Raw genomic sequence first — 25,060 nt, 5'->3', positions numbered from 1 at the left:
AAATCAGTGCAGCGCGGCAGTCAAACCTACGGCCACGATCAAACCGAGGACAATAATGGTTGTTACCAGTGAAAATTTAAGGTCGGTACTCATCAAGTTTTCTCCTTTTTTATTACCCTACAAAAAGTGATATTACGCATTTTTACACACTGTGAAGAAAAAATCTCCCGCCATTTATAATGATAAGTGTTTTTACCACTTCCCCTTTTCATCAAGATCGGCCAAAATTCCACGCTTACACTATTTGCGTACTGGCCATTGACCCCTTCCTGACGCTCTGTGTCGTTTTTCCGGCGTACCGCAACACTTTTGTTGCGCGTAAGGTGTGTAAAGGCAAACGTTTACCTTGCGATTTTGCAGGAGCTGAAGTTAGGGTCTGGAGTGAAATGGAATGGCAACAATAAAAGATGTAGCGAAGCGAGCAAACGTTTCCACTACAACTGTGTCACACGTTATAAACAAAACGCGTTTCGTCGCTGAAGAAACGCGCAACGCCGTGTGGGCAGCGATTAAAGAATTACACTACTCCCCTAGCGCGGTAGCGCGTAGCCTGAAGGTTAACCATACCAAGTCTATCGGCTTGCTGGCGACCAGCAGCGAAGCAGCCTATTTCGCGGAGATCATCGAAGCGGTTGAAAAAAATTGCTTCCAGAAAGGTTACACGCTGATCCTCGGCAACGCGTGGAACAATCTGGAGAAACAGAGAGCCTATCTGTCGATGATGGCGCAAAAACGCGTCGATGGCCTGCTGGTCATGTGTTCTGAGTATCCGGAACCGTTGCTGGCGATGCTTGAAGAGTATCGCCATATCCCGATGGTGGTAATGGACTGGGGCGAAGCAAAAGCCGACTTTACCGATGCAGTCATCGATAACGCGTTTGAAGGCGGCTACATGGCCGGACGCTATCTGATTGAACGCGGTCATCGCGAAATTGGTGTCATCCCTGGGCCTCTGGAACGTAATACCGGCGCGGGTCGTCTGGCAGGGTTTATGAAGGCGATGGAAGAAGCGATGATCAAGGTGCCGGAAAACTGGATTGTGCAGGGTGACTTTGAACCTGAATCGGGCTATCGCGCCATGCAACAAATCCTGTCGCAGCCACACCGCCCTACTGCGGTCTTCTGTGGTGGCGATATCATGGCAATGGGCGCACTTTGCGCTGCCGATGAAATGGGTCTGCGCGTACCGCAGGATGTTTCGCTGATCGGTTATGATAACGTGCGCAACGCCCGCTACTTTACCCCGGCGCTGACCACTATCCATCAGCCAAAAGATTCGCTGGGCGAAACGGCGTTCAACATGCTGTTGGACCGTATCGTCAACAAACGCGAAGAACCGCAGTCTATCGAAGTTCATCCGCGGCTTATTGAACGCCGCTCCGTGGCTGACGGTCCGTTCCGCGACTATCGTCGTTAATCATCCGTTGCGGGAGTGTCTTCCGGCTCCCGCAGCCACTCCTTATTCAGCGTCTCACTATCGCCGAGATACTCCAGCAGCCAGGTTAACGCTGGCGACATATCATTCTGCTGCCATGTCAGGCAACATGCCGAATCAGGGAATGGATTTTCCAGTTCTAACGCCACCCATTTTCCCTCATTAAGCCACGGTTTGGCGAAATGCGTCGGCACCATGCCAATGCATAAACCGGCCGAGATACAGGTTGCCGATGATTCCCAGTCAGGTACGACAAGCCTTTTTTGGTTATCCAGCAGCCAGGTAATTCGTTTGGGTAACGTCCGCGACGTGTCTTCGCGCACCAGCGACGGCCAGTTGCGCAACGTGTCATCGCTGAGCGGCCCATTCATCGACGCAAGCGGATGGTGGCGGGCAACAACACAACTCCAGCTCAACATCCCCATATCACGGAAGGCGTAACGGCCACCGACCGGAATCGCTCGTGTCGCGCCAATCGCCAGTTCCACGCGCCCATCGGAAAGCGCATCCCAGACGCCGTTGAACACTTCCTGAAAAACCAGAAGTTCGACGTCATCAAAATGGCGATAGAAATCAACGATCATCTGCCGCGTGCGTTCTGGCCTGACAATATTATCTACCGCGATGGCTAACTGACCGCGCCAGCCGTTCGCTATCTGCTGACATTGTTGGCGAGTGATCTGCATTTTTTTGACAACAGATCGCCCTTCTTTGAGAAACCACGCCCCGGCAGCGGTCAGTTCCACGTCACGATGACGCCGTTCAAAAAGCGGCACCGCCAGCCACTCTTCCAGCTGACGCACGGTATAGCTGACCGCAGAAGGAACACGATGCAACTCCTGGGCTGCAGCGCTGAAGCTGCCATTTCGCGCCACTGCATCAACCACTTCGAGAGAATACTCTGACCACATAGTTTGCCTGCAAAATTTTTGAAACCAGTCATCAAATATTACCGTTTCACAACAGGAATTTCACTCCCTACACTTTGCGACGGTGTTTAATTGAGGAATTTAGAGAATATACATGCAACCTGGGAAAAGATTTTTAGTCTGGCTGGCGGGTTTGAGCGTACTCGGTTTTCTGGCAACCGATATGTATCTGCCCGCTTTCGCCGCCATTCAGGCCGACCTGCAAACGCCTGCGTCTGCTGTCAGTGCCAGCCTTAGTCTGTTCCTTGCCGGTTTTGCCGCTGCCCAGCTCCTGTGGGGGCCGCTCTCCGATCGTTATGGTCGTAAACCTGTGTTATTGATCGGCCTGACAATTTTTGCGCTGGGTAGTCTGGGGATGTTATGGGTGGAAAACGCTGCCACGCTGCTGGTATTGCGTTTTGTGCAAGCTGTTGGTGTCTGTGCCGCGGCCGTTATCTGGCAGGCATTGGTGACGGATTACTATCCTTCACAAAAGTTAACCGTATTTTCGCGACCATTATGCCTTTAGTGGGGCTTTCTCCGGCGCTTGCTCCGCTGTTAGGTAGCTGGCTGCTGGTCCATTTTTCCTGGCAGGCGATTTTCGCCACTCTGTTTGCCATTGCCGTAGTGCTGATTCTGCCCATTTTCTGGCTTAAACCCACCACGAAAGCACGCAATAATAGTCAGGATGGACTGACCTTTACCGATCTGCTGCGTTCAAAAACCTATCGCGGAAATGTGCTGATTTATGCGGCCTGTTCAGCCAGTTTCTTTGCCTGGCTAACCGGTTCACCGTTTATCCTCAGCGAAATGGGCTACAGTCCGGCAGTAATCGGATTAAGTTATGTTCCGCAAACCATCGCGTTTCTTATTGGTGGTTACGGCTGTCGAGCCGCATTGCAGAAATGGCAGGGTAAGCAGTTGTTACCGTGGCTGCTGGCGCTGTTTGCCGTCAGCGTGGTAGCAACCTGGGCTGCGGGCTTCATTAGCCATGTGTCGCTGGCCGAAATTCTGATCCCATTCTGTGTGATGGCCATTGCCAACGGGGCAATCTACCCGATTGTGGTCGCCCAGGCGCTACGCCCCTTCCCGCATGCGACTGGCCGCGCTGCTGCATTGCAGAATACCCTGCAATTGGGTCTGTGCTTCCTCGCAAGCCTGGGGGTTTCCTGGCTCATCAGCGTCAGCACGCCGCTGTTCACCACCACCAGCGTGATGTTATCGACCGTGGTGCTGGTTGCCATCGGCTATAAGATGCAACATCAACCTGAATCTCACTGCCAGAATCATGGCGAGACGGAAGTCGCACATAGTGAATCACATTGATCTATAGCGATATCGCTATACTTAGGCTGCTAACAAAATTTTGTTGTATGATTGAGATTAGCAGCCTATACTGAGTTCCAGTTGTTAATATTACGATAAATATTATGTTTTTACGGGGACAGGAGCGTTCCCGGGTCACTATGGATGGTCATTTCGGCAAGGGTTCCTCCTTTCCTCTGTTCTACGTCGGATTATAGACTCGCGGTTTTCCTGCGAGATTTCTCACAAAGCCCAAAAAGCGTCTACGCTGTTTTAAGGTTCTGATCACCGACCAGTGATGGAGAAACTATGAGTTCATCGTGTATAGAAGAAGTCAGCGTACCGGATGACAACTGGTACCGTATCGCCAACGAATTACTTAGCCGTGCAGGCATCGCCATTAATGGCTCTGCCCCGGCAGATATTCGAGTTAAAAACCCCGATTTTTTTAAACGCGTTCTACAGGAAGGATCATTGGGGTTAGGCGAAAGTTATATGGATGGCTGGTGGGAATGTGACCGACTGGATATGTTTTTTAGCAAAGTCTTACGCGCTGGGCTTGAAAACCAACTCCCCCATCATTTCAAAGACACACTACGCATTGCTGGAGCACGGCTCTTCAATCTGCAAAGTAAAAAGCGTGCCTGGATAGTAGGTAAAGAGCATTACGACCTTGGTAATGACCTGTTCAGCCGTATGCTGGATCCCTTCATGCAGTATTCCTGCGCTTACTGGAAAGATGCCTATAATCTGGAATCTGCCCAACAAGCGAAGCTCAAAATGATTTGTGAAAAATTGCAGTTAAAACCGGGAATGCGGGTTCTGGATATCGGCTGCGGTTGGGGCGGACTGGCGCATTACATGGCGTCTAATTATGACGTAAGTGTGGTTGGTGTCACGATTTCTGCCGAACAACAGAAAATGGCCCAGGAACGCTGCGCAGGTTTGGATGTCACCATTTTGCTACAGGATTACCGTGACCTGAACGACCAGTTTGACCGTATTGTTTCGGTTGGTATGTTCGAGCACGTCGGACCGAAAAATTACGATACCTATTTTGAGGTGGTGGATCGTAATCTGAAGCCAGAAGGGATTTTCCTGCTACATACTATCGGCTCGAAAAAAACCGATCTGAATGTTGACCCGTGGATTAACAAATATATTTTCCCGAATGGTTGCCTGCCTTCTGTACGCCAGATTGCGCAGTCCAGCGAACCACACTTTGTGATGGAAGACTGGCATAACTTTGGCGCTGACTATGACACGACGTTGATGGCCTGGTATGAACGATTCCTCGCCGCCTGGCCGGAAATTGCCGATAACTACAGTGAACGCTTTAAACGGATGTTTACGTATTATCTGAATGCTTGCGCTGGTGCCTTCCGCGCCCGTGATATCCAGCTCTGGCAAGTGGTGTTCTCACGTGGGGTCGAAAGCGGCCTTCGCGTGGCGCGTTAAGTGTTATTTCATCGCCCCCATTTTGGGGGCGATGTCATTTCAAACGCAGCTTTATTTCTTTTCCCGTGCCGCCAACACACGTTCAACAGTATCTACCACGGCCTGAGTTTGCGGATCGATTTCGATATTGACGCGTGCGCCGAGTTTTTTCTTCCCGAGAGTGGTACGTTCCAGCGTTTCCGGAATTAAATGCACACAAAAGCGGGTCGCTGTCACTTCACCAACCGTCAGGCTGATACCATCAATACCAATAAACCCTTTATACAGGATATATTTCATTAACTGCTCATCCTGTACTTTGAACCAGATCTGGTGGTTATTTTCTGATGTTATTATTTTCGATACTTCTGCGGTGGTCATAATATGACCTGACATTAAATGTCCGCCGATTTCATCGCTGAATTTAGCAGCTCGTTCTACGTTTACCCAATCCCCAACGTTTAAATCGCCAAGGTTTGTTATTCGTAACGTTTCTTTCATCAGATCAAAACTGATACGGTTGCCGTTAATTTCCGTTACAGTCAGGCAGCAACCGTTATGCGCGACAGAAGCGCCTGTCTCCAGACCATCCAACATGTAATCAGGTAATTCCACTACATGGGTTCGAAAATTTGCTTTCTCGTCAATCGACACCAACTTCGCGGTGCCCTGCACTATCCCCGTAAACATACTTACAACTCCTGAAATCAGTTAGGACATTCTGTTCAGCACAATAGCAGGTGGGAAACGTCCTTACCAGTAAAGGGGGTTGAGTGGTTATTTTTTCACTGGAGAATTAATAAATCCTCGCTACAATAGACTGAATTTCCCCTGCTTCTTCTTTTTGCTGCCCATTCAGGCGGTTTTTTAGTCTCTCATATAACAACAATATAAAAGGTGTTCACGTGCAGAAATACATTAGTGAAGCGCGTCTGTTATTAGCATTAGCAATCCCGGTGATTCTCGCGCAAATCGCCCAAACAGCGATGGGTTTTGTCGATACCGTCATGGCGGGCGGCTATAGCGCCACCGACATGGCGGCAGTCGCCATTGGTACTTCTATCTGGCTCCCGGCGATTCTTTTCGGTCACGGACTGCTGCTGGCAATGACGCCAGTCATCGCGCAATTGAATGGTTCCGGTCGCCGTGAACGTATTGCGCATCAGGTGCGACAAGGTTTCTGGCTGGCCGGTTTCGTCTCCGTGCTTATTATGCTGGTGCTGTGGAATGCGGGTTATATCATCCGCTCCATGCAAAATATCGATCCGGCCCTCGCCGATAAAGCAGTAGGTTATCTGCGTGCACTATTGTGGGGGGCTCCGGGCTATCTGTTCTTCCAGGTCGCTCGTAACCAGTGTGAAGGTTTGGCAAAAACCAAGCCGGGCATGGTAATGGGCTTTATTGGCCTGCTGGTGAACATTCCGGTTAACTATATCTTTATTTATGGTCACTTCGGTATGCCTGAACTCGGTGGCGTCGGCTGTGGTGTGGCGACTGCGGCGGTGTACTGGGTAATGTTCTTTGCTATGGTTTCTTATATTAAACATGCTCGTTCTATGCGCGATATCCGCAACGAAAAAGGCACCGCGAAACCAGACCCGGCAGTAATGAAAAGACTTGTGCAACTGGGTTTACCTATCGCGCTGGCACTGTTCTTTGAAGTAACACTGTTTGCGGTGGTTGCGCTGTTGGTATCTCCGCTCGGTATTGTCGATGTGGCAGGCCACCAGATTGCCCTGAACTTTAGTTCGCTAATGTTCGTTCTTCCGATGTCACTGGCAGCGGCTGTGACTATCCGTGTGGGTTATCGTCTGGGTCAGGGGTCCACGCTGGATGCGCAAACTGCCGCACGAACCGGGCTTATGGTTGGCGTCTGTATGGCCACGATGACGGCAATTTTTACAATCTCACTGCGGGAACAGATCGCTCTTCTGTATAACGATAATCCAGAAGTTGTGACACTGGCTGCACACCTGATGTTGCTGGCGGCGGTGTATCAGATTTCTGACTCGATACAGGTAATCGGTAGCGGAATTTTGCGTGGTTATAAAGATACGCGATCTATTTTTTATATTACCTTTATCGCGTATTGGGTGTTGGGTTTACCAAGTGGTTATATCCTGGCATTGACCAATCTGGTAGTTGAGCCGATGGGGCCGGCAGGTTTCTGGATAGGCTTTATTATCGGTCTGACTTCTGCTGCCATTATGATGATGCTACGTATGCGTTTCTTGCAACGTCTACCATCGGCTATCATTTTGCAACGAGCATCTCGATAAAAAATGAGGCGCAATCCGCAAAGATTGCGCCTTAATTTTAGCTGACTGGAGCGTTGCGCCAATGCCATCTTCGTCCGGCTGCAATTTAAGTGTGCTGCAAATAGGCTGCCGACTGGCATCCGTTATCTCAACGTGAATATCACCGCTGACTTCCCCTTTCACACTGATGAATTCTGGAGAAATTTCTTTCGCACTGGTTTGCAGGCAAATCGTTCCTTCTCCTCGCAGACGTTTCACCTTCAACTGCACAGACGTTGCTGTTGACGTTATCAGCCACACTTTTCCGCCATCGAGATTCAGGTTGCCAACATAGAAAGTGACGTTGTCACCTTTAACCGTGCTGCCATCGAGGATCAACACGCCTTCCTGCTGGACTGTAATCGTTGATTGTTTCAGATCAGCGCCATAGCCAACAATCATAGAAGCGCCGTCCTGTAAGGCAACGCTCCCCGTAAGTTCAACCGGTGCGCAGTCTTCTTCTACGACAAATTTTTCGTCCGCACTGGTGGGAGACATCACAATCACTGTCCCACTTTGTACCACTGCGTTTTCCAGCGTACCGGCATGCACTTCAGCCCGCCCACCGGTTTTAACTGTCAGGTTTTTAGTCTTACCAGAACTGTAGAGTTGCAGACCGTCTGTCCCCAGGCGATAAACGGCGCCATTCTCAACGATGGTATGAATGTCTTCACCGCCGAGATTATTCATGGTGCCACCCGCAATCAGCGTATCACTGGCTTTACCTGCCAGCATAAAAACGCCGCCGTGGTTTATCTCACCATTGATGGCTTCTCCACCAGGGTAAACCAACAGTTCACCACCTTCATCTACAACAACTGCTGATGCTGTTCCGTTGACCAACAAACCACCATCCTGATCCAGAATGATTTTTTCCGCGCGATGGCCCTCCAGTACCCGCAGATTACCGCCATTCTCCAGCAATAAACCGCAGGCATAGCCCTGATCAACGCTAAATTCACCTTCGGGATGGCGGCCATTAACAGTCGCGAGCGTTGAGAGGCTAATCGCTCCACCGTCTGACTGAACAATGTCAGTGGCTATTGCGCCGTCACCGACTGATAACGTGCCATTGTTGCTGTACTGTGTACATTTGGCGATTCCACCAGTTTCAACTTTCAGCCAGCCAGTGTCTGTGACCACGGTATTTTCTGCTCTTCCGCCTGCCTCAACAATCAACTCGCCATCAGTAAGTTGAGTCGCACCGATAACGTCTCCAGCATGAACAATTTGCACTTTCCCGTCGCTAATCAAGTTTTTTGCATCAGATCCCATGACTTATTCCTTTGCTGCATCTGTGTGCCTTTATCGCTACCTAAGTGTAAAGGCTACGAAGGATTTATCCACGATAGAATTGATATGGTGGCAAAGTCTCTGTTTTACATTGTGAGTCGAAGGATAATCGGCTGTATCAGATCTGAATATGATCTCTGGCCAAAAATCGCCCTTGCAAATCAACAAAATATCGCCAATTTGCTTAAAAGCTCTGCAAACGATAGAAATACCGCAGAAAATTACGATTTGCCTCTTGCCACCTTCACGCTCTGCCGCTAATATTCGTCCCCGTTGTCACCTACAACGTTGCGTTCATAGCTCAGTTGGTTAGAGCACCACCTTGACATGGTGGGGGTCGTTGGTTCGAGTCCAATTGAACGCACCATCCTGCGTCCGTAGCTCAGTTGGTTAGAGCACCACCTTGACATGGTGGGGGTCGGTGGTTCGAGTCCACTCGGACGCACCAGATTTTCTTAATCTGGTCTTCTCTTCCCTTTTGTTTCTCCTGTTTCTTCTCTGTATCCAATACGTTAAAAGATTTACACTATCCTCTTATGCGTTATCAGAAGGAGAATAGCTATGGCAACTTTATTACAACTTCATTTTGCTTTTAATGGCCCGTTTGGCGACGAAATGGCTGAGCAACTTAAACCGCTTGCCGAGTCGATTAATCAGGAACCCGGTTTTCTGTGGAAGGTGTGGACAGAAAGTGAAAAGAACCATGAAGCCGGTGGGATCTACCTTTTTACCGATGAAAAAAGCGCCCTGGCTTATCTGGACAAACATACTGCCCGCCTGAAAAATCTTGGTGTCGCAGAAGTTATTGCCAAAGTTTTCGATGTCAATGAGCCACTGAGTCAAATCAATCAGGCAAAACTCGCCTGACAGAGATTAATGAAGGGCGATACGCGCCCTTTTCGTCCCCGTCTGAAATTTCTCCTTTTCCTAATATTTCCACCACACTTATCTGATAACACCAAATTCAAAAAAATGCATACAGGTAAGTAACAATGAAAAAAATTGCCATTGTGGGTGCCGGACCAACAGGGATCTACACTTTCCTCTCTCTTTTGCAGCAACATACGCCACTCTCCATTTCTCTCTTCGAGCAAGCCGACGAGGCTGGTGTCGGTATGCCGTACAATGATGAAGAAAACTCTAAAATGATGCTGGCAAATATTGCCAGCATTGAAATACCGCCGATTTATTGTACTTATCTGGAATGGTTGCAAGAGCAAGAGGCCAGCCATCTGCAACGTTATGGCGTTAAAAAGGAAAGCTTGCACGAACGCCAGTTTTTGCCGAGGATTTTGTTAGGAGAATATTTCCGTGATCGCTTTTTACGGTTGGTAGAGCAAGCACGGCTGCAGCAATTTGAAATCAACGTTTATGAATCTTGTCAGGTGACCGATCTGCAAGTCACAGACTCTGGCGTGCTTATCTTCACAGATCGGGATTTGCCAGTTGAGACGTTTGATTTAGCCGTAATAGCCACCGGTCACGTCTGGCCTGACGAAGAACAGGCAAGCCGAACATATTTCCCCAGCCCGTGGTCAGGGTTAATGGAAGCGAAAATTGAAGCCTGTCGCGTGGGCATTATGGGAACATCCTTGAGCGGACTGGATGCCGCAATGGCGGTTGCTATCCAGCATGGTTCCTTTATTGAAAAAGATAATCAACGCATTCTGTTTCAGCGCGATAGCGACAGTGAAAAACTCAGTATTACATTGATGTCACGCACAGGTATTTTGCCAGAAGCCGATTTCTATTGCCCAATTCCCTACGAACCTCTATGCATTGTCACTGAACAGGCCCTGAACGCGGAAATTGAAAAAGGTGCACAGGGCCTTCTGGAACGGGTATTTAAACTTATAGTGCGAGAGATTACTTCGGCTGATCCTGACTGGAGCCGACATATTGCGATAGAGATTCTGAATGTCGATACCTTCGCGCAAGCCTGGTTTGCCGACCGTAAACAGCATGATCCATTTGCCTGGGCAGAAAAAAACTTAGCAGAAGTCGAGCGAAATAAACGTGAAAAACATGCCGTTCCCTGGCGTTATGTCATTCTTCGCCTGCATGAAGCCGTACAGGAAATTGTTCCGCATCTGAATGAGCACGACCATAAACGGTTCAGTAAAGGCCTTGCCAGAGTATTTATCGACAATTATGCGGCTATTCCTTCTGAATCTATAAAGCGCTTACTGGCTTTGCGCGAGGCGGGAATTATCCATATTCTCGCTCTCGGTGAGGACTACGATATGGAAATCGACAAAACGCACACAATGCTGAAAACAGCGGACAACAGCTACTCGTTTGACGTTTTTATTGATGCTCGTGGGCAACGCCCGCTCAAAGTGCAAGACATTCCTTTCCCTGGACTACGTGCACAGCTACAGAAGACAGGCGATGAAATCCCTGATGTCGGTGAAGATTATACGCTACAGCAACCGGAAGAAGTTCGTGGTCGCGTGGCGTTCGGCGCGTTGCCCTGGCTAATGCACGATCGGCCTTTCGTTCAGGGGCTTACGGCTTGTGCTGAAATTGGTGAGGCTATGGCGCGAGCCGTCGTGAAGCCAGCATCCCGCGCACGCCGACGTCTGTCGTTTGATTAAGGTAAAAGAGTCAGCATTCCACAAATTGATGTTGCTCATTCAGACGATAGCGAACTCCGGCGCGAATATTATTTTCACCTTCAACGGCTACGGCAAAGCGCACTCTTTCGCCGTCATGATAAGCCAGCGCGGCGCTGCCTCCTGGCCCGAGAATAATTGAATCCACCACGCCCGTACTCACTACCGTTGAATTTTCACCGCTGGCGATGATATGAACGTTATCGCCACTGTTGGCAATTCTGGCGTTTGCGCCAAAGCTGGCGATTTGCACCAGATCGCCATTACTGGCGACATGACACCGTTCACCCAATGTACAAACGCGTACTCGCATTCCGGTATTCGCAATACGACTGCTGTCTCCGGCGCTGCTTATCCGCGAGGAATTACCGGTTACAGCAACACGAGCACGTTCACCAGAGCTACCGATATGGCTGTTAAAGCCGACACTGCCAATCCGCACGCTATAACCCATGCTGGCAATTTGCGCAGCATACCCCACGGTAGCGATTCTGGCGTTATCCTCACAACAGCCGACGCGTGCGTGATCGTCGGCCCGGGCGAACTGACTGCAAAAGGGTATCTCTACGGGGTCCCTGGCCAGTTTTTGCATTGAGGAAACTTCCTGACGGGCGAAATTTTCGTCTGCCAGCCATTTTTTCCAGGCGTACTCAACCAGACTTTCCGCCCAGTCAGTAAATCCCTCGCTCATCAGGGCGTGATGAATATCGGCATAAATTCCACCTTGCGGAAAACGGCGCAGAAACCAGCGGTACATAACCGCTCCTACACGCCACTCTCGCAGGTCAGCTCGTGTAATGATCATTCGTTAATGCCGGTGATAGCCATCGACCATACATTTAAAGGTTTCGTGCGGAGTACGCCCCGTGGTGCAAAGATAGAGATGGCCGAAGATAAAAAAGAGGCTTATAGCTGCCAGAGCAAAATGCGCCTGCAATAACCAGTATCTTACGCCAGGGAACACGTCCCCCACGGTTTGCGGGTAAAGGCATAGCAGCCCCGTCAACAATAACAGCGGCAGCAATCCATACATCACAGCAACATAAGCTGCCTGCTGCAATGGATTGAATTTAGACTGTGTTGTTGCAGAAAATGGATGATCTTCCCCTTGCATAATTCCAAGCAGATAAAACCGCGTTTGTTTAGCCGCTCGCCCCAGCCAGCCCTGACGACGGATAATGTAGTGATGACCATTACCCCCAACGGCATTAATGAGAATAAAGCCAAGCCAGCATGCCAGTAGCAGGAATCCACAAACTTCATGTACGGCAACCAGACTTTTGACTGCAGCAACGCCCACCAGCGCAAAGTGATTGATTAGCCCACTTGCCAGCAACAAGACAAAGAGTAACGCATTCGACCAGTGCCATAATCTCACCGCCCTGCTGTAGAGATAAACCTTCTCGCCATGACCAGTGGAGGATTTCTTTTTACCACGAGCGCGAAGTAAGGCGTGAAGCCCCAACACTAACCACATCCCGACCAGCAGCAGCCCGGCAATGACCAACCACACAGGCCAAAATTCGGGAGAAAACTGCGGTACATAGTTTGCCAACTGGTTATGAAATTGTTCAGCATTTTGCGACGGGTTCATACATTTTCCTTTTTAATCAAATGTTGACCGAACCGGCGATACAGATGCGGTTTCCCGGCACCAGGCAGCTGATATTGATAGTATTTATTTTCCTGTAACCACGCCTGAATTTCTGGGCTATCTTCGCGACCAAAGATCAACGCATGTTCCGGACAGGCGCTAACGCAGATGGGCGGAAAACCTTTTGCCAGCCGAGACTCGGCACAGAAATCACATTTATCCGCCACTTTGGTCAGTGGATTAAGGTAACGAACCTGATACGGGCATGCGCCGATGCAGTAGCTACAGCCAATGCATTGTGATTTTTCTACCCGCACGATCCCCTGTTCATCACGCCACGATGCCCCTGTGGGGCAAACGTCGATGCAAGGAGCATCTTCACAGTGCTGGCATGACTGGCGAAAAAAGTGATACAGCGTTTCGTTATTGTTATCGGTGACCGGGATATGCGCGATAGACAAACGACTTCCCTGTGCCGGTACATGGTTAGTTTTACGGCATGCTCTGGCGCAAATATTACAGCCATTGCACCGTGATTCATCGTGAATCATGGCATATCGAACTTCCTTTCCTTGTCTGGTGTTCGCTAACAAAGAAGGTGCTGAACCGGTAAAAAAGATTACCGTTCCCATCCCCAGAACAAATTTGCGTCGAGTGAAGGACATCTTATTATCCTCTAATGCTGTGGCTGCGACTGTCCACCCTATCCATGATATCTCCCTGAAACTTCAGGGATTCTGAAACTGCTCAACTTCGAACCATTCACATAAGCCATAAGCTTTGCCATAGCTCATAAAACGCTCGCTAAACAGGTACAACACAGCCGTCGATGACGTCACCTGGCGTATATCGGCATACTCAGGAGCGATATCCATCGCGGCGAGCGCGGCTTCAATCTGCGCTTCCTGGTAGTAATATGGCGCTTGCGTCAGCATGGCGAACTTATAAGGCCGGGGATACGTCTGGCATTCGAAGCGAACGGCGTGTGCAATGGCCCGACAGATGTCCTGCTCAACAACCTGCAAAGACATAGCGGCATAGTTTTCGCTCATGGTTTGCGTTGAGTAGTAATAATCATCTTTACTGCCCGTCATACAGGCGATATCTGCGAAGTCTGAACTCTGCCGTATGCTTTCCAGCAATGCAGAAAGATCCTCTTCAGCAACCGTATATGGCGGCAACAGGAACACGGCGCGTGCAACCAGTTGACCCGCCGTCGAATGCTGGCGGATAAACTCCGCCAGAATTTCAGCCGGTTCAGGCCCTGTAACCGCATCGTTCGCAGTGTCATCGGGCTGACGCATACTGTGCAACCAGTGACGCTTAGTCACGTCAATATCAGGCGCTTCCAGTTGTGTCATTTCCTCCTGCTGGCTCATTACGCCGGTTCCTTATGCTGGTAGCAGGTTATGTGTCGCCAGATCGGCGGCAATATCTTCCAGCCCGAGTCGATGAAGCGTTTCTCGCGTTGGACAACCAAGCTGTGGGTCCCAGCCCATTTCCTTGTAGAAAAGCGTGAGTGACTGGTGCATATCATCGCGGTCCATTTTGTCAGTACCTTCACTGAAGACCGGAATCTGCGGATCTTTATCAAATACCCAGGAGCAGATCAGGTCATGCTCATTACGCATATCTTTGGTTTGCATCAGTTTTACCGTGTAGGCACGATGTAACGTAAAGATACGCTCAGCAGCTAAATCTAATTTTTCCTGCGTCATATCTTCGCCAGTTATTGCTTTAAAGAATTTGGCTTCTAGCGCAAGGTCGCCACGATAATTGCGGCTTTTCAGTGGCGAAACGGTCATTGGCCAGACCCAGTTGCACAGGGTGACGGCGTTATGCAAACAAACCCGCAACAGCGACCATTTGGCATATTTAATTTTTGCGTCATTGATCGGCGTGTAGTTTTTGGTTTCATCGTAAGCATCTTCAGAGCCAAAAAGCTCTTTTGCCACTTCCCGCTGCAGTTTCAACGGCAAACCGGAGCCGATAAAGTTGATGTGCGTATGCGTCATACAGTCACGGTTGAACATGCAGTTAACAATAGAACCGACCTGCGCCGACGCTTCATTGGCATGGTGAACCGGATAACCAAACGGCGACCAGAGTTTATTTTTTGCGTAGCCCCAGTACTCTTCACCCAAATTCCAGCGTTCAGCAATGGCATACGAGCCATCAGCCAGATGACTCAACTCACCCACGCGGTGCGCCAGACGGTAGTAAAAATCTTTAATGAAATTAACGTCGCCAGCTTCCAGTTGATCCCAACGAATTTCCGCATACTCTTCAGCAGGCAGAACGCGCTTAAACACACCTTTGCTGTAACAATAGGTAAAGTCGCGATGCAACTGCCCGTAGTTACACCACAGCCCGTAGTCATCGAACAGATTCAGACCGACCAGATTACCAATTACCCGGCCATCATCTTTATCTTCAAAATCTTTCGGCCCGTTCGGGAAGATGGTGGTATGGACAAAGTTAGCGACACAGGTGTTACCACCTGTACTGGGTACACCAAACTCTTTAACCCGAGGAATGTTCATCTGGGTCATACAACGAATTGGGCATGAGTGGCAGCCACTCATTTTGACGGTGTATTTTTCTGCTGCCGGACCTAAGTCAAAGACGGATTTATAGGTGCGGAAACCGACCGTGTTCTGATTGCCTGGCGGGATTTCTCCTGTTTCAATCGGGCCGCCTTCCGCTGCCCCCCAAAACAGCCCTTTACGTGCCGTCCAGCGTGATTTGGGATCAGAGTACTCTGCCCACGATTGCGGCGTACTTGGCACGACATGATTGTTATTAGCGCCAATAAGTTCGGTCATCATATAGTCATTGAGCCGTTTCATCTCCTGGCGATCGGCAATGTTGACTCCTTTTGTCCCTTCAACCGCAATCGCTTTCAGGTTTTTGGAGCCCATTATTGCGCCAGTTCCCGCGCCGCCACTGTGGTTACGACTATTCAGCATGCCAGAGAGAGGCACAAGATTTTCACCCGCCTGACCAATAGCCGCTACACAGGTTTCAGGGCTGGTTAAACGGCAAATTTCTTCCGTGGTTGCACGCGTCCCTTTTCCCCACAAGAAATCGGCTTTCTCCAGGCTAACTTTGTCATCTTTTATATTTAGCCAGACCGGTGATTTCGCTTTACCCTCGATAATAATGACGTCGTATCCGGCGAATTTCATTTGTGCAGCAAAAAAGCCGCCCATATGGGCGTCGACGACTAAATTTCCTTTGGTAAATGTGGAAAGTGATGTGATATTTACGCGAGAACTACAGGGTGCACCAGACCCTGTCAATGGCCCCGTAGCAAAAACTAATTTATTTGCTTCATCGAAAGGTTTGGTGCCTGGAGGTACTTCGTCATACATAATTTTGTAGCCAAAGCCCATACCACCGACAAAATCTTTAAACTTACTGGAATCTTCGAGGGTAATATTTCCTGTCGTAAGATTGACTCTTAATATATTACCAGTCCAACCGTTAGCCATGATTTTTTCCTTTGCAAGATTCACACAGTAATATCTTTCCACTCGATAATTTTTAACGCCCCTGTCGGGCAGGCGTTTGCGCATTCACCGCACAACACACATTTCGAGGATTTTTTCGTTTCAGTATTTACGGTGGCCATCATCCACGGACACGCAGTGGTACAGGCGCTACAACCAATGCAACGTTTATGATCGACGGTTATACATCCCTCTTCCTGCTGCCAGGTAATCGCGCCAATCGGGCAGACCTTCAGGCATTGAGGATCTTTACACTGGCGGCAGGTGTCGGCGGTATAATTCAGATCGCCGTATAAGCCGCCACCGGAACCTACGCCCTTGTCGCCAAAGAAATAATTACGATGGATTTTGATGCGGGAAAAAAAAGTACCAACGGCGCCATCGTTATAGTTGGTACAGGAGATTTCACAGCGGTGGCAGCCGGTGCAACGCGCACGCTGGGTAACTAACACGCCTTTGGGGGTGTTTATCAGCCCCACCGTGCCGCTATCGACATCTTCCTGTTTACAGCCCAAAAGTGACAATAACGCAGGGGCTATTGTTAAACCAGCAAGACCTTTTCCTGATATACGCAAGAACTCTAATCGCGTTAAGCCAATATCTAATAGTGGACGTTCAACCGGGTTCATTTATTTCGCATCCTCTTCGCAAACACAGTGCTGACAATTCAGCAGCCTGATATTAAGCATTCAACTAATACGCTGCTGACTATGCCTCCAACACCAGATATTTTTGTCCTAACCCGATAGCGTATGAGACATGATTTAACGCAAGCAAACTAATCCTTTATGGTTAGGAGAAAAAATAATGTGATTATTCTTAGCCCTTAACATTGATCGTTATCAATTAAAAATGGAAAGCAGAAGATTAAAAGTGGAGTGATATTTGTTATCATTTGAAATGAATTTCATTTACTCCACAATAATTTGTGATATACATTCCAGAATATAGAAATAGTTAATTCGCTATAAAGTTAAATACATATCGCAATTAATATAGTTGCCTTACATCCATTTATAAAAATAAACTTACATGTGACGATATAATAAAACAGAGGGGATAAGGCGTTACGCGCTATCCCCGAACAATTATTTCACCAGTGCATTAATGACTGTTTCCATCGCCTGCTTTTCTAATTCGCTTCGTTGGATGCGTTTATTTGCTAATGCTGTACGCAGCACACCAGCGATGACGATGTGTTTTGGCTCCTGGCCCAGGTCACGCATCTCCAACACCACTTTCCCTACCACTCTGCACATTTCGCGGTACAGCTCATCATCTTTTGTCCGGTTGCCCATTATTCACACCCATTTATCATGCCAGTTATCAGCATATATCAATCTCATTACTTAAACAAAAAACAAACAAAATCAAACAAATAACTCGATAAATTATTATAATTGCATCTGTTGTGTCACGAGGGTATGCACTCTGTCTTTACTCCAGTCATCCTCTATCTTCCAACCATCGCCTTCCCTTTGCGCAAACAGCGATGATTTTGCGTAATCTGCTATCGAGGACGTTAAATCTTTGATAACAGTTTATTGTGTATATGCATGAATGTTTTTGAAACGCTGTTTTTGTTTTCCTTTTTGATTAAATTCAGCGTATAATCCGCGCCAATTGACTCTTGAATGGTTTCAGCACTTTGGACTGTAGAACTCAACGACTCAAAAACAGGCACTCACGTTGGGCTGAGACACAAGCACACATTCCTCTGCACGCTTTTTCGATGTCACCTATCCTTAGAGCGAGGCACCATCACTTTCGTAATACCGGATTCGCTTTCCGGCAGTGCGCCCAGAAAGCAAGTTTCTCCTATCCTTCTCAACTTAAAGACTAAGACTGTCATGAAAAAGACCAAAATTGTTTGCACCATCGGCCCAAAAACCGAATCTGAAGAGATGTTAGCTAAAATGCTGGACGCGGGCATGAACGTCATGCGTCTGAACTTCTCTCATGGTGACTATGCAGAACACGGTCAGCGCATTCAGAACCTGCGCAACGTGATGAGCAAAACCGGTAAAACTGCCGCTATCCTGCTCGATACCAAAGGTCCGGAAATCCGCACCATGAAACTGGAAGGCGGTAACGACGTTTCTCTGAAAGCAGGCCAGACCTTTACTTTCACCACTGACAAATCTGTTATCGGCAACAGCGAAATGGTTGCGGTAACTTATGAAGGTTTCACCACCGACCTGTCCGTAGGCAACACCGTACTGGTTGACGATGGTCTGATCGGTATGGAAGTTACCGCTATCGAAGGTAACAAAGTTATCTGTAAAGTACTGAACAACGGTGACCTGGGCGAGAACAAAGGTGTGAACCTGCCAGGTGTTTCCATCGCCCTGCCGGCACTGGCAGAAAAAGACAAACAGGACCTGATCTTCGGTTGCGAACAAGGCGTAGACTTTGTTGCTGCTTCCTTTATCCGTAAACGTTCTGACGTTGTCGAAATCCGTGAGCACCTGAAAGCGCACGGCGGCGAAAACATCCAAATCATCTCCAAAATCGAAAACCAGGAAGGCCTCAATAACTTCGACGAAATCCTCGAAGCATCTGACGGCATCATGGTTGCACGTGGCGACCTGGGTGTAGAAATTCCGGTTGAAGAAGTTATCTTCGCCCAGAAGATGATGATCGAAAAATGTATCCGTGCACGTAAAGTCGTTATCACTGCGACCCAGATGCTGGATTCCATGATCAAAAACCCACGTCCGACTCGCGCAGAAGCCGGTGACGTAGCCAACGCCATCCTCGACGGCACCGACGCAGTAATGCTGTCTGGTGAATCCGCAAAAGGTAAATATCCGCTGGAAGCTGTTTCTATCATGGCGACCATCTGCGAACGTACCGACCGCGTGATGAACAGCCGTCTCGAGTTCAACAACGACAACCGTAAACTGCGTATCACCGAAGCGGTTTGCCGTGGCGCAGTTGAAACTGCTGAAAAACTGGATGCTCCGCTGATCGTCGTAGCGACCCAGGGTGGTAAATCTGCTCGTGCAGTACGTAAATACTTCCCGGATGCAACCATTCTGGCGCTGACCACCAACGAAAAAACGGCTCATCAGCTGGTACTGAGCAAAGGCGTTGTACCGCAGCTGGTTAAAGAAATTACCTCTACTGATGATTTCTACCGTCTGGGTAAAGAACTGGCGCTGCAGAGCGGTCTGGCGCACAAAGGCGACGTTGTAGTTATGGTTTCTGGCGCGCTGGTACCGAGCGGTACTACCAACACCGCATCTGTTCACGTCCTGTAATATTGCTTTTGTGAATTAATTTGTATATCGAAGCGCCCTGATGGGCGCTTTTTTTATTTAATCGATAACCAGAAGCAATAAAAATCAAATCGGATTTCACTATATAATCTCACTTTATCTAAGATGAATCCGATGGAACCATCCTGTTTTCTCTCAATTTTTTTATCTAAAACCAAGCGTTCGATGTTTCTTTGAGCGAACGATCAAAAATAAGTGCCTTCCCATCAAAAAAATATTCTCAACATAAAAAACTTTGTGTAATACTTGTAACGCTACATGGAGATTAACTCAATCTAGAGGGTATTAATAATGAAAGCTACTAAACTGGTACTGGGCGCGGTAATCCTGGGTTCTACTCTGCTGGCAGGTTGCTCCAGCAACGCTAAAATCGATCAGCTGTCTTCTGACGTTCAGACTCTGAACGCTAAAGTTGACCAGCTGAGCAACGACGTGAACGCAATGCGTTCCGACGTTCAGGCTGCTAAAGATGACGCAGCTCGTGCTAACCAGCGTCTGGACAACATGGCTACTAAATACCGCAAGTAATAGTACCTGTGAAGTGAAAAATGGCGCACATTGTGCGCCATTTTTTTTGCCTGCTCATTACGCCTATTGCGTCGCGCGTAACATATTTCCTTGCTCTGGTTCACCATTCTGCGCTGACTCTACTGCAGACGCATTGCTGGCTACTGGAGTTGCTCCACTGCTTACCGCAACCGGATACCCTGCCCGACGATACAATGCTTTATCGACTAACTTCTGATCTACAGCCTTATTGTCTTTAAATTGCGAGAAGCCTGCAGGCAGTGCGTACGGCATTGTCTGAACGTTCTGCTGTTCTTCTGCCGATAGCGGTCGATGCACTTCAACATAACGCATCCCGTTCGGTTCTACAGAGTATTTTACCGGTTCGTTGATCACTCTTACCGGCGTTCCCGTTCTCACACTGGAGAACAGTGCTTTAATGTCCGGCGCGTTCATACGCATACAGCCTGAACTGACGCGCAAACCGACGCTGTCCGGCGCACTGGTGCCATGAATGAGGTATTCGCCGTTGCCGTGCGCCAGGCGCAGTGCGTAGCGTCCCAGAGGGTTATTCGGCCCGGCTGGAACAACTGGCGGTAATTTGATGCCTCGCTCCAGTGAACGCTGACGAATACCCGCCGTGGGCGTCCAGGTAGGATTGGGGATTTTCTGCCCTACCCGTGTTTCCATCACTGGCGTTTCCAGCCCCTGCAAGCCAATACCTATTGGGTAGACCTGCACGATATTTTCTCCCGGCGGATAATAATAAAGACGCAGCTCCGCAAGGTTCACAATTATCCCCTGGCGCGGTGCATCAGGTAATAACAGTTGCGAAGGAATGGTTATTGTCGTGCCTGGTTTTGGCACCGGAGCAATTGTGTTATTGGCTTCAAGAATCAACATTGCCGCAGTATCAAAACGACGGGCAATAGCCTGAAGGTTTTTATCCCCCTCTTGCACCGTATAGGTTTGATTTTGCCCAACCAGTCGGCTTCCGGTTGGTGGGAGCGGGTAATCTACCGCCCAGGCTGCCTGAATGGCGCTGAAAGCGCCGATAAGAGTCAGTGTTAGTAAAGACGCGCGTTTCATTGTAAACCTCCTGTATTTGCCGGTGGCTCACGCTGAAACGACGGATGGCGCTTATGTTTACCTGAAGCCGAAACACTCCTGTGCAGGCCAGTGTAAACATCGACCACCCGGCAAAGTGAGCCTACCGGATGAAAGCTGTTCCTTTAGTTTAGCTAAGTGCAGCGGCTTTGGCGCGAATTGCGCGAATCATCGCTTCCAGACCTTGTGAACGAGATGGGGTGAGATGTTGGGTGAGCGCCGTTTTTTCAAACCACGGACGCACATCGAAATTGACAATATCCTGCGGCGTCATTTGATCGTAGAGAATAAAAACGACCGCAATAAGCCCTTTCACAATGGCCGCATCGCTGTCGCCCTGCAATTCAATAATTCCCTGCGCATTCTGACGCATCACAATCCACACCTGACTCTGACAGCCCTGAATGCTATTTTGCGGGCTTCTGTCTTCGTCGCCTAATTCCGGCAGACGCTGTCCCAGTTCAATAATGTAGAGATATTTCTCTTCCCAGTTGGTACAGCGTAAAAAGTTACGCAGCAATTTTTCTTTATCCGGCAATACAGCCATAGAGCCTCCCTTTTACCCCAATAGACGATGAATACGTTGCAATCCAGTTACCAGACGATCCACTTCTTCATGGGTGTTGTACATTGCCAGCGACGCCCGACACATCGCGGGGACGTTGTAATAGGCCATTAATGGCATTGCGCAGTGATGTCCGGTACGCACAGCAATACCGTAGTTATCAAGAAAACTGCCGACGTCATAGGCGTGGTGTTTACCGAGATTAAAGGCAATAACGCCAAGTCTGTCCGGCGGACCATAGAGCGTAAGATCCGGCACCGCAGCCAACTGCGACAATGCGTAATGCATCAGATTCTGTTCATACTCGGCTATGTTATTAAGCCCAAGCGCCGAAACATACTCCAGCGCCGCGCCAAGGCCAATAATACCTCCGGTATTGGGCGTACCGGCTTCAAACCGCCACGGCGCTTTGTTCCAGGTAGTGCCTTCACTCAGGCTGACGGTGGCGATCATTGAACCGCCACCTTCCCACGGCGGCATCTCCTGCAACAAGGCTTCTTTGACATACAGCACGCCAATGCCGGTGGGGCCATACAGTTTATGCCCGGAGAAAACGTAGAAATCGCAATCCAGTGCCTGAACATCCACCGGATGATGCATCACCGCCTGAGCGCCATCCACCAGCACTTTTGCGCCATGTTGGTGCGCAAGCGTGATCATCTCCGCCAGCGGATTTTCCGTTCCCAGCACGTTGGAAACATGAGTAATTGCCAGCAGTCGGGTTTTCTCATCGAACAGATTGGGCAGTGTATCCAGTTGCAGCGTGCCGTCCGGGTTAAGCGGGATCACACGCAACTCTGCGCCAACACGCGCGCAAAGCATTTGCCAGGGAACAATATTGGCATGATGTTCCATTTGACTAATGATGATATTGTCGCCCGTCCGCACATTGCTGTTGCCCCAGCTATTGGCGACCAGGTTAATCCCTTCCGTCGTGCCGCGGACAAACACCAGCTCTTCCGCCGAACGGGCATTAATAAACAGCGACGCACGCTTGCGCACGTTCTCCATTTTCTCGGTCGCCTGGGCGCTTAAGGTATGAATACCGCGATGCACCGCGGCGTAGCCGTGACGATAAAACTCGGCCTCGGCGTCAATCACCTGGCTCGGTTTCTGCGCACTGGCGGCGCTGTCGAGATAAGCCAGTGGCAGACCGTTCACCTCACGCGAAAGCACCGGAAAGTCGGCCCGCACTTTGTCGACGGAAAAAGTCATCTTGCACCTCCCGGCAGCCGTTGACCGATTCGGGCCAACACCTGCTGTTTGAGCCCATCATCACGCAATGCTTCCGTCAGTTCGGCGGCAAAGGCGTAGATAATCATCTGCTGGGCATCCTGTTGATTGATCCCGCGCGAGCGCAGATAGAACATCTGTTCGTTATCAATACGCCCCACCGTCGCACCGTGGCTGCATTTCACATCATCAGCATAGATTTCCAGCTGTGGTTTGGTATCCACTTCCGCCAGTTTACCCATCAGCAGATTATTGTTGGTCATCTGGCCGTCAGTCTTGATGGCGTGCTGCGCGACGTTGATCAAACCGTTAAACACCGCGCGACCTTTGTCGCTGACGATAGTTTTGTGCAGCTGGCGGCTATTGCAAAAACCTTTATTGTGTTCCAGCCAGGTGCGGGTATCACACACTTCGTTTTTCACCGGCATCGCCAGGCTATTGATGCGCAGCGTGCTGTTTTCGCCATTGAGTTGCGTACTGGTGTTGTGTCGTAACACGGCGCCGCCAAGCAGGAAACTGTGGCTAAATGCCGTGGCATCGTCTGCCAGCAGCAAGTCATTATGCGCAAAGTGGTGGCTGACCGGGTTTTCAAACGCCAGCTTGATATGCTGCAAGTGGGCGTTCGCTGCGACGTTGATAGTGAACCGTGCGCCGGTGAAATGACGAGCATCATTAAGACTGACAAAATGTTCAATCACCGTTGCTTCGGCACCTTCCGCCAGATCCAGATGATGCCGGTAATGGGCAGTGTTTACCTCTTCACCTGCCACGCCCTGGGTAATATGCATTAACAGCAATGGCTTTGCAGGCCGTTGACCGCGCTTCACGGCAATATGCGTTACGCTTTGCGCCAGGCTTTCCGTCAGATGCAGAAACACTTCCGCCTGAATAGCGTCGGGCAATCCCTGACGGTCGTCGTTAACGCTTACATCATACCCGCTGCCTTCAGTTGCATCGCTCAGCGCTGGCATGTAACGCCCATCGACAAACACCAACCGCACGGCGTCTAACGTTAACGCTAAGGCATCGCGTTGTTGCGGGGATATCTCACCCGCAATGCTGACAAACTGGCTATTGGTCAGCCCTTCCAGCGGCGTATATTTCCAGTGCTCATGTTTACGTGTCGGCAGGCCGGTACGCAGCAATTGTTGTAAATGCTGCTGTGCTTCTGGAGAACGTTTCGTCCCTTCAGCTTCAAACAAATGATGCCACTGTTGCAGCGCGTTACTGCTGTTCGGTAAGCCAGCCATAACCCTGCTCCTCCAGTTGTTTGACCAACGTGAAATCACCGGATTTCACAATTCGCCCCTGATACAGAACATGGACGTAATCAGGCTTGATGTAGTCAAGAATGCGTTGGTAGTGCGTAACAATGATGAATGAACGCTTGTCGTCACGCAGCGAGTTCACGCCATCGGCGACCACCTTTAATGCGTCGATATCGAGCCCGGAGTCCGACTCATCAAGAATGCACAGTTCCGGTTCCAGCACCGCCATTTGCAAAATATCGTTGCGCTTTTTCTCACCACCAGAAAAACCAACGTTGACCGAACGCGTGAGTAAATCTTCCGGCATCTTCAGGAGAGCAATTTTTTCTTCCATCAAATCCTGAAAATCAAAGCGGTCGAGCGTTTCCTGGCCGCGATAGCTGCGCACCGCATTAAGTGCCGTTTGCAGGAAAAACTGGTTACTGACGCCGGGAATTTCCACCGGATACTGGAAGGCCATAAAAATGCCTTCACCTGCACGATCTTCCGGCGACAGCGCAAGCAAATCTTTGCCTTTAAACTCAACCGTGCCGCCCGTCACTTCATAATCTTCGCGCCCGGCAAGCGTTGCCGATAAGGTACTTTTACCCGAACCGTTTGGCCCCATAATGGCGTGAACTTCGCCGGGACGAACGTCGAGGCTTAATCCGCGCAGGATAGCTTTATCTTCCACGCTGACGTGTAAATCTTTAATACTTAACAT

At 49.4% G+C, this 25,060-nt stretch carries 23 protein-coding genes, 2 tRNA genes and 2 pseudogenes; 11 read left to right on the top strand and 16 right to left on the bottom strand.

Annotation, left to right across the window (positions count from 1 at the left end; translation table 11 throughout):
* Positions 1-3 precede the first annotated feature (3 nt).
* Positions 4-93, bottom strand: a complete 90-nt coding sequence (gene cydH / locus AACU94_RS08205; RefSeq protein WP_000102278.1) for a cytochrome bd-I accessory subunit CydH — start codon at positions 91-93, stop codon at positions 4-6.
* A gap of 298 nt (positions 94-391) precedes the next feature.
* Between cydH and purR the strand changes: the two genes are divergently transcribed.
* The gene (purR, locus tag AACU94_RS08200; RefSeq protein ID WP_000190978.1) at positions 392-1,417 is read left to right on the top strand and encodes an HTH-type transcriptional repressor PurR; all 1,026 of its coding nucleotides are present in this window, start codon (positions 392-394) and stop codon (positions 1,415-1,417) included.
* Here purR and punR read toward each other — a convergent pair.
* Complete coding sequence (gene punR, locus AACU94_RS08195; protein WP_135489238.1) at positions 1,414-2,346, bottom strand: DNA-binding transcriptional activator PunR; 933 nt, start codon at positions 2,344-2,346, stop codon at positions 1,414-1,416. The genes purR and punR overlap by 4 nt on opposite strands.
* A gap of 112 nt (positions 2,347-2,458) precedes the next feature.
* On the opposite strand from punR, the pseudogene punC reads away from it, so the two are divergent.
* Together punC and cfa are read left to right on the top strand one after the other, a co-directional pair.
* Positions 2,459-3,669: pseudogene (gene punC, locus AACU94_RS08190) on the top strand (purine nucleoside transporter PunC).
* A 288-nt stretch (positions 3,670-3,957) separates the two neighbouring features.
* Positions 3,958-5,106 (top strand): cyclopropane fatty acyl phospholipid synthase, encoded by a 1,149-nt coding sequence (gene cfa / locus AACU94_RS08185; protein ID WP_130208204.1) that lies wholly within the window; start codon positions 3,958-3,960, stop codon positions 5,104-5,106.
* 51 nt (positions 5,107-5,157) lie between these two features.
* On the opposite strand, the gene AACU94_RS08180 is transcribed toward cfa, so the two are convergent.
* On the bottom strand, positions 5,158-5,775 hold the full coding sequence (locus tag AACU94_RS08180) for a riboflavin synthase (RefSeq protein ID WP_064530047.1): 618 nt from the start codon (positions 5,773-5,775) through the stop codon (positions 5,158-5,160).
* A gap of 215 nt (positions 5,776-5,990) precedes the next feature.
* Here AACU94_RS08180 and mdtK point away from each other — a divergent pair, with 215 nt between their 5' ends.
* Positions 5,991-7,364 (top strand): multidrug efflux MATE transporter MdtK, encoded by a 1,374-nt coding sequence (gene mdtK, locus AACU94_RS08175; RefSeq protein WP_130218963.1) that lies wholly within the window; start codon positions 5,991-5,993, stop codon positions 7,362-7,364.
* 39 nt (positions 7,365-7,403) lie between these two features.
* Here the strand turns inward: mdtK and AACU94_RS08170 are convergent.
* Positions 7,404-8,657, bottom strand: a pseudogene (locus AACU94_RS08170) (AIDA repeat-containing protein); the annotation flags it as partial.
* 308 nt (positions 8,658-8,965) lie between these two features.
* Between AACU94_RS08170 and AACU94_RS08165 the strand changes: the two are divergent.
* From AACU94_RS08165 to AACU94_RS08150, 4 genes are all read left to right on the top strand, one after another.
* A tRNA-Val gene (locus tag AACU94_RS08165) sits at positions 8,966-9,042 on the top strand.
* Between the two features lie 4 nt (positions 9,043-9,046).
* Positions 9,047-9,123 (top strand) — tRNA-Val (locus AACU94_RS08160).
* A gap of 113 nt (positions 9,124-9,236) precedes the next feature.
* Positions 9,237-9,542 carry a monooxygenase gene (locus tag AACU94_RS08155; RefSeq protein ID WP_130218959.1) on the top strand — a complete coding sequence of 102 codons (306 nt, stop codon included), beginning with the start codon at positions 9,237-9,239 and terminating at the stop codon, positions 9,540-9,542.
* A 125-nt stretch (positions 9,543-9,667) separates the two neighbouring features.
* A complete protein-coding gene (locus AACU94_RS08150; RefSeq protein ID WP_135489236.1) occupies positions 9,668-11,272 on the top strand; it encodes an FAD-NAD(P)-binding protein in 1,605 nt (534 codons plus the stop codon).
* A gap of 10 nt (positions 11,273-11,282) precedes the next feature.
* On the opposite strand, the gene ydhT is transcribed toward AACU94_RS08150, so the two are convergent.
* The 7 genes from ydhT to fumD all read right to left on the bottom strand — a co-directional run bounded on the left by ydhT (position 11,283) and on the right by fumD (position 17,694).
* Positions 11,283-12,095, bottom strand: a complete 813-nt coding sequence (gene ydhT, locus AACU94_RS08145; RefSeq protein ID WP_135489235.1) for a protein YdhT — start codon at positions 12,093-12,095, stop codon at positions 11,283-11,285.
* A 3-nt stretch (positions 12,096-12,098) separates the two neighbouring features.
* Positions 12,099-12,884, bottom strand: coding sequence for a thiosulfate reductase cytochrome B subunit (gene phsC / locus AACU94_RS08140; protein ID WP_135489234.1), 786 nt, complete (start codon positions 12,882-12,884; stop codon positions 12,099-12,101).
* The gene (locus AACU94_RS08135) at positions 12,881-13,549 is read right to left on the bottom strand and encodes a 4Fe-4S dicluster domain-containing protein (protein WP_130208218.1); all 669 of its coding nucleotides are present in this window, start codon (positions 13,547-13,549) and stop codon (positions 12,881-12,883) included. The genes phsC and AACU94_RS08135 overlap by 4 nt, the downstream gene beginning before the upstream one ends.
* Before the next feature lie 63 nt (positions 13,550-13,612).
* Entirely contained in the window at positions 13,613-14,263 is a 651-nt protein-coding gene (locus AACU94_RS08130; protein ID WP_135489233.1) for a YdhW family putative oxidoreductase system protein, read from the bottom strand.
* A 12-nt stretch (positions 14,264-14,275) separates the two neighbouring features.
* Entirely contained in the window at positions 14,276-16,378 is a 2,103-nt protein-coding gene (locus AACU94_RS08125) for an aldehyde ferredoxin oxidoreductase (protein ID WP_130224705.1), read from the bottom strand.
* A gap of 20 nt (positions 16,379-16,398) precedes the next feature.
* Entirely contained in the window at positions 16,399-17,025 is a 627-nt protein-coding gene (locus tag AACU94_RS08120) for a ferredoxin-like protein (RefSeq protein ID WP_130208224.1), read from the bottom strand.
* A gap of 459 nt (positions 17,026-17,484) precedes the next feature.
* Positions 17,485-17,694 (bottom strand): fumarate hydratase FumD, encoded by a 210-nt coding sequence (gene fumD / locus AACU94_RS08115; RefSeq protein WP_000528337.1) that lies wholly within the window; start codon positions 17,692-17,694, stop codon positions 17,485-17,487.
* A 350-nt stretch (positions 17,695-18,044) separates the two neighbouring features.
* On the opposite strand from fumD, the gene ynhH reads away from it, so the two are divergent.
* The 3 genes from ynhH (at position 18,045) to lpp (ending at position 20,205) form a co-directional block, all read left to right on the top strand.
* Positions 18,045-18,239 carry a protein YnhH gene (ynhH, locus tag AACU94_RS08110; protein ID WP_242664678.1) on the top strand — a complete coding sequence of 65 codons (195 nt, stop codon included), beginning with the start codon at positions 18,045-18,047 and terminating at the stop codon, positions 18,237-18,239.
* Positions 18,240-18,246: 7 nt separating this feature from the next.
* The gene (gene pykF, locus AACU94_RS08105) at positions 18,247-19,659 is read left to right on the top strand and encodes a pyruvate kinase PykF (RefSeq protein WP_064530058.1); all 1,413 of its coding nucleotides are present in this window, start codon (positions 18,247-18,249) and stop codon (positions 19,657-19,659) included.
* A gap of 309 nt (positions 19,660-19,968) precedes the next feature.
* Positions 19,969-20,205 (top strand): murein lipoprotein Lpp, encoded by a 237-nt coding sequence (lpp, locus tag AACU94_RS08100; RefSeq protein ID WP_000648420.1) that lies wholly within the window; start codon positions 19,969-19,971, stop codon positions 20,203-20,205.
* Positions 20,206-20,268: 63 nt separating this feature from the next.
* Here the strand turns inward: lpp and ldtE are convergent, their stop codons facing one another.
* From ldtE to sufC, 5 genes are all read right to left on the bottom strand, one after another.
* On the bottom strand, positions 20,269-21,273 hold the full coding sequence (gene ldtE, locus AACU94_RS08095; protein WP_135489232.1) for a L,D-transpeptidase LdtE: 1,005 nt from the start codon (positions 21,271-21,273) through the stop codon (positions 20,269-20,271).
* A gap of 148 nt (positions 21,274-21,421) precedes the next feature.
* Positions 21,422-21,838, bottom strand: coding sequence for a cysteine desulfuration protein SufE (gene sufE, locus AACU94_RS08090; protein ID WP_135489231.1), 417 nt, complete (start codon positions 21,836-21,838; stop codon positions 21,422-21,424).
* Positions 21,839-21,850: 12 nt separating this feature from the next.
* Entirely contained in the window at positions 21,851-23,071 is a 1,221-nt protein-coding gene (sufS, locus tag AACU94_RS08085; protein WP_135489230.1) for a cysteine desulfurase SufS, read from the bottom strand.
* Positions 23,068-24,339, bottom strand: coding sequence for a Fe-S cluster assembly protein SufD (gene sufD / locus AACU94_RS08080; protein WP_135489229.1), 1,272 nt, complete (start codon positions 24,337-24,339; stop codon positions 23,068-23,070). The genes sufS and sufD overlap by 4 nt, the downstream gene beginning before the upstream one ends.
* Positions 24,314-25,060: a Fe-S cluster assembly ATPase SufC gene (gene sufC, locus AACU94_RS08075; protein ID WP_135489228.1), complete on the bottom strand. Its 747-nt coding sequence runs from the start codon at positions 25,058-25,060 to the stop codon at positions 24,314-24,316. Before sufC ends, sufD begins: the two co-directional genes overlap by 26 nt.

Source organism: Escherichia sp. E4702 (genome assembly GCF_963883545.1).
In the GTDB taxonomy this organism is placed as follows: Bacteria; Pseudomonadota; Gammaproteobacteria; order Enterobacterales; family Enterobacteriaceae; genus Escherichia.
The sequence above is the reverse complement of the archived record's forward strand: the minus strand, read 5'-3'. Positions and strand labels throughout refer to the sequence as shown.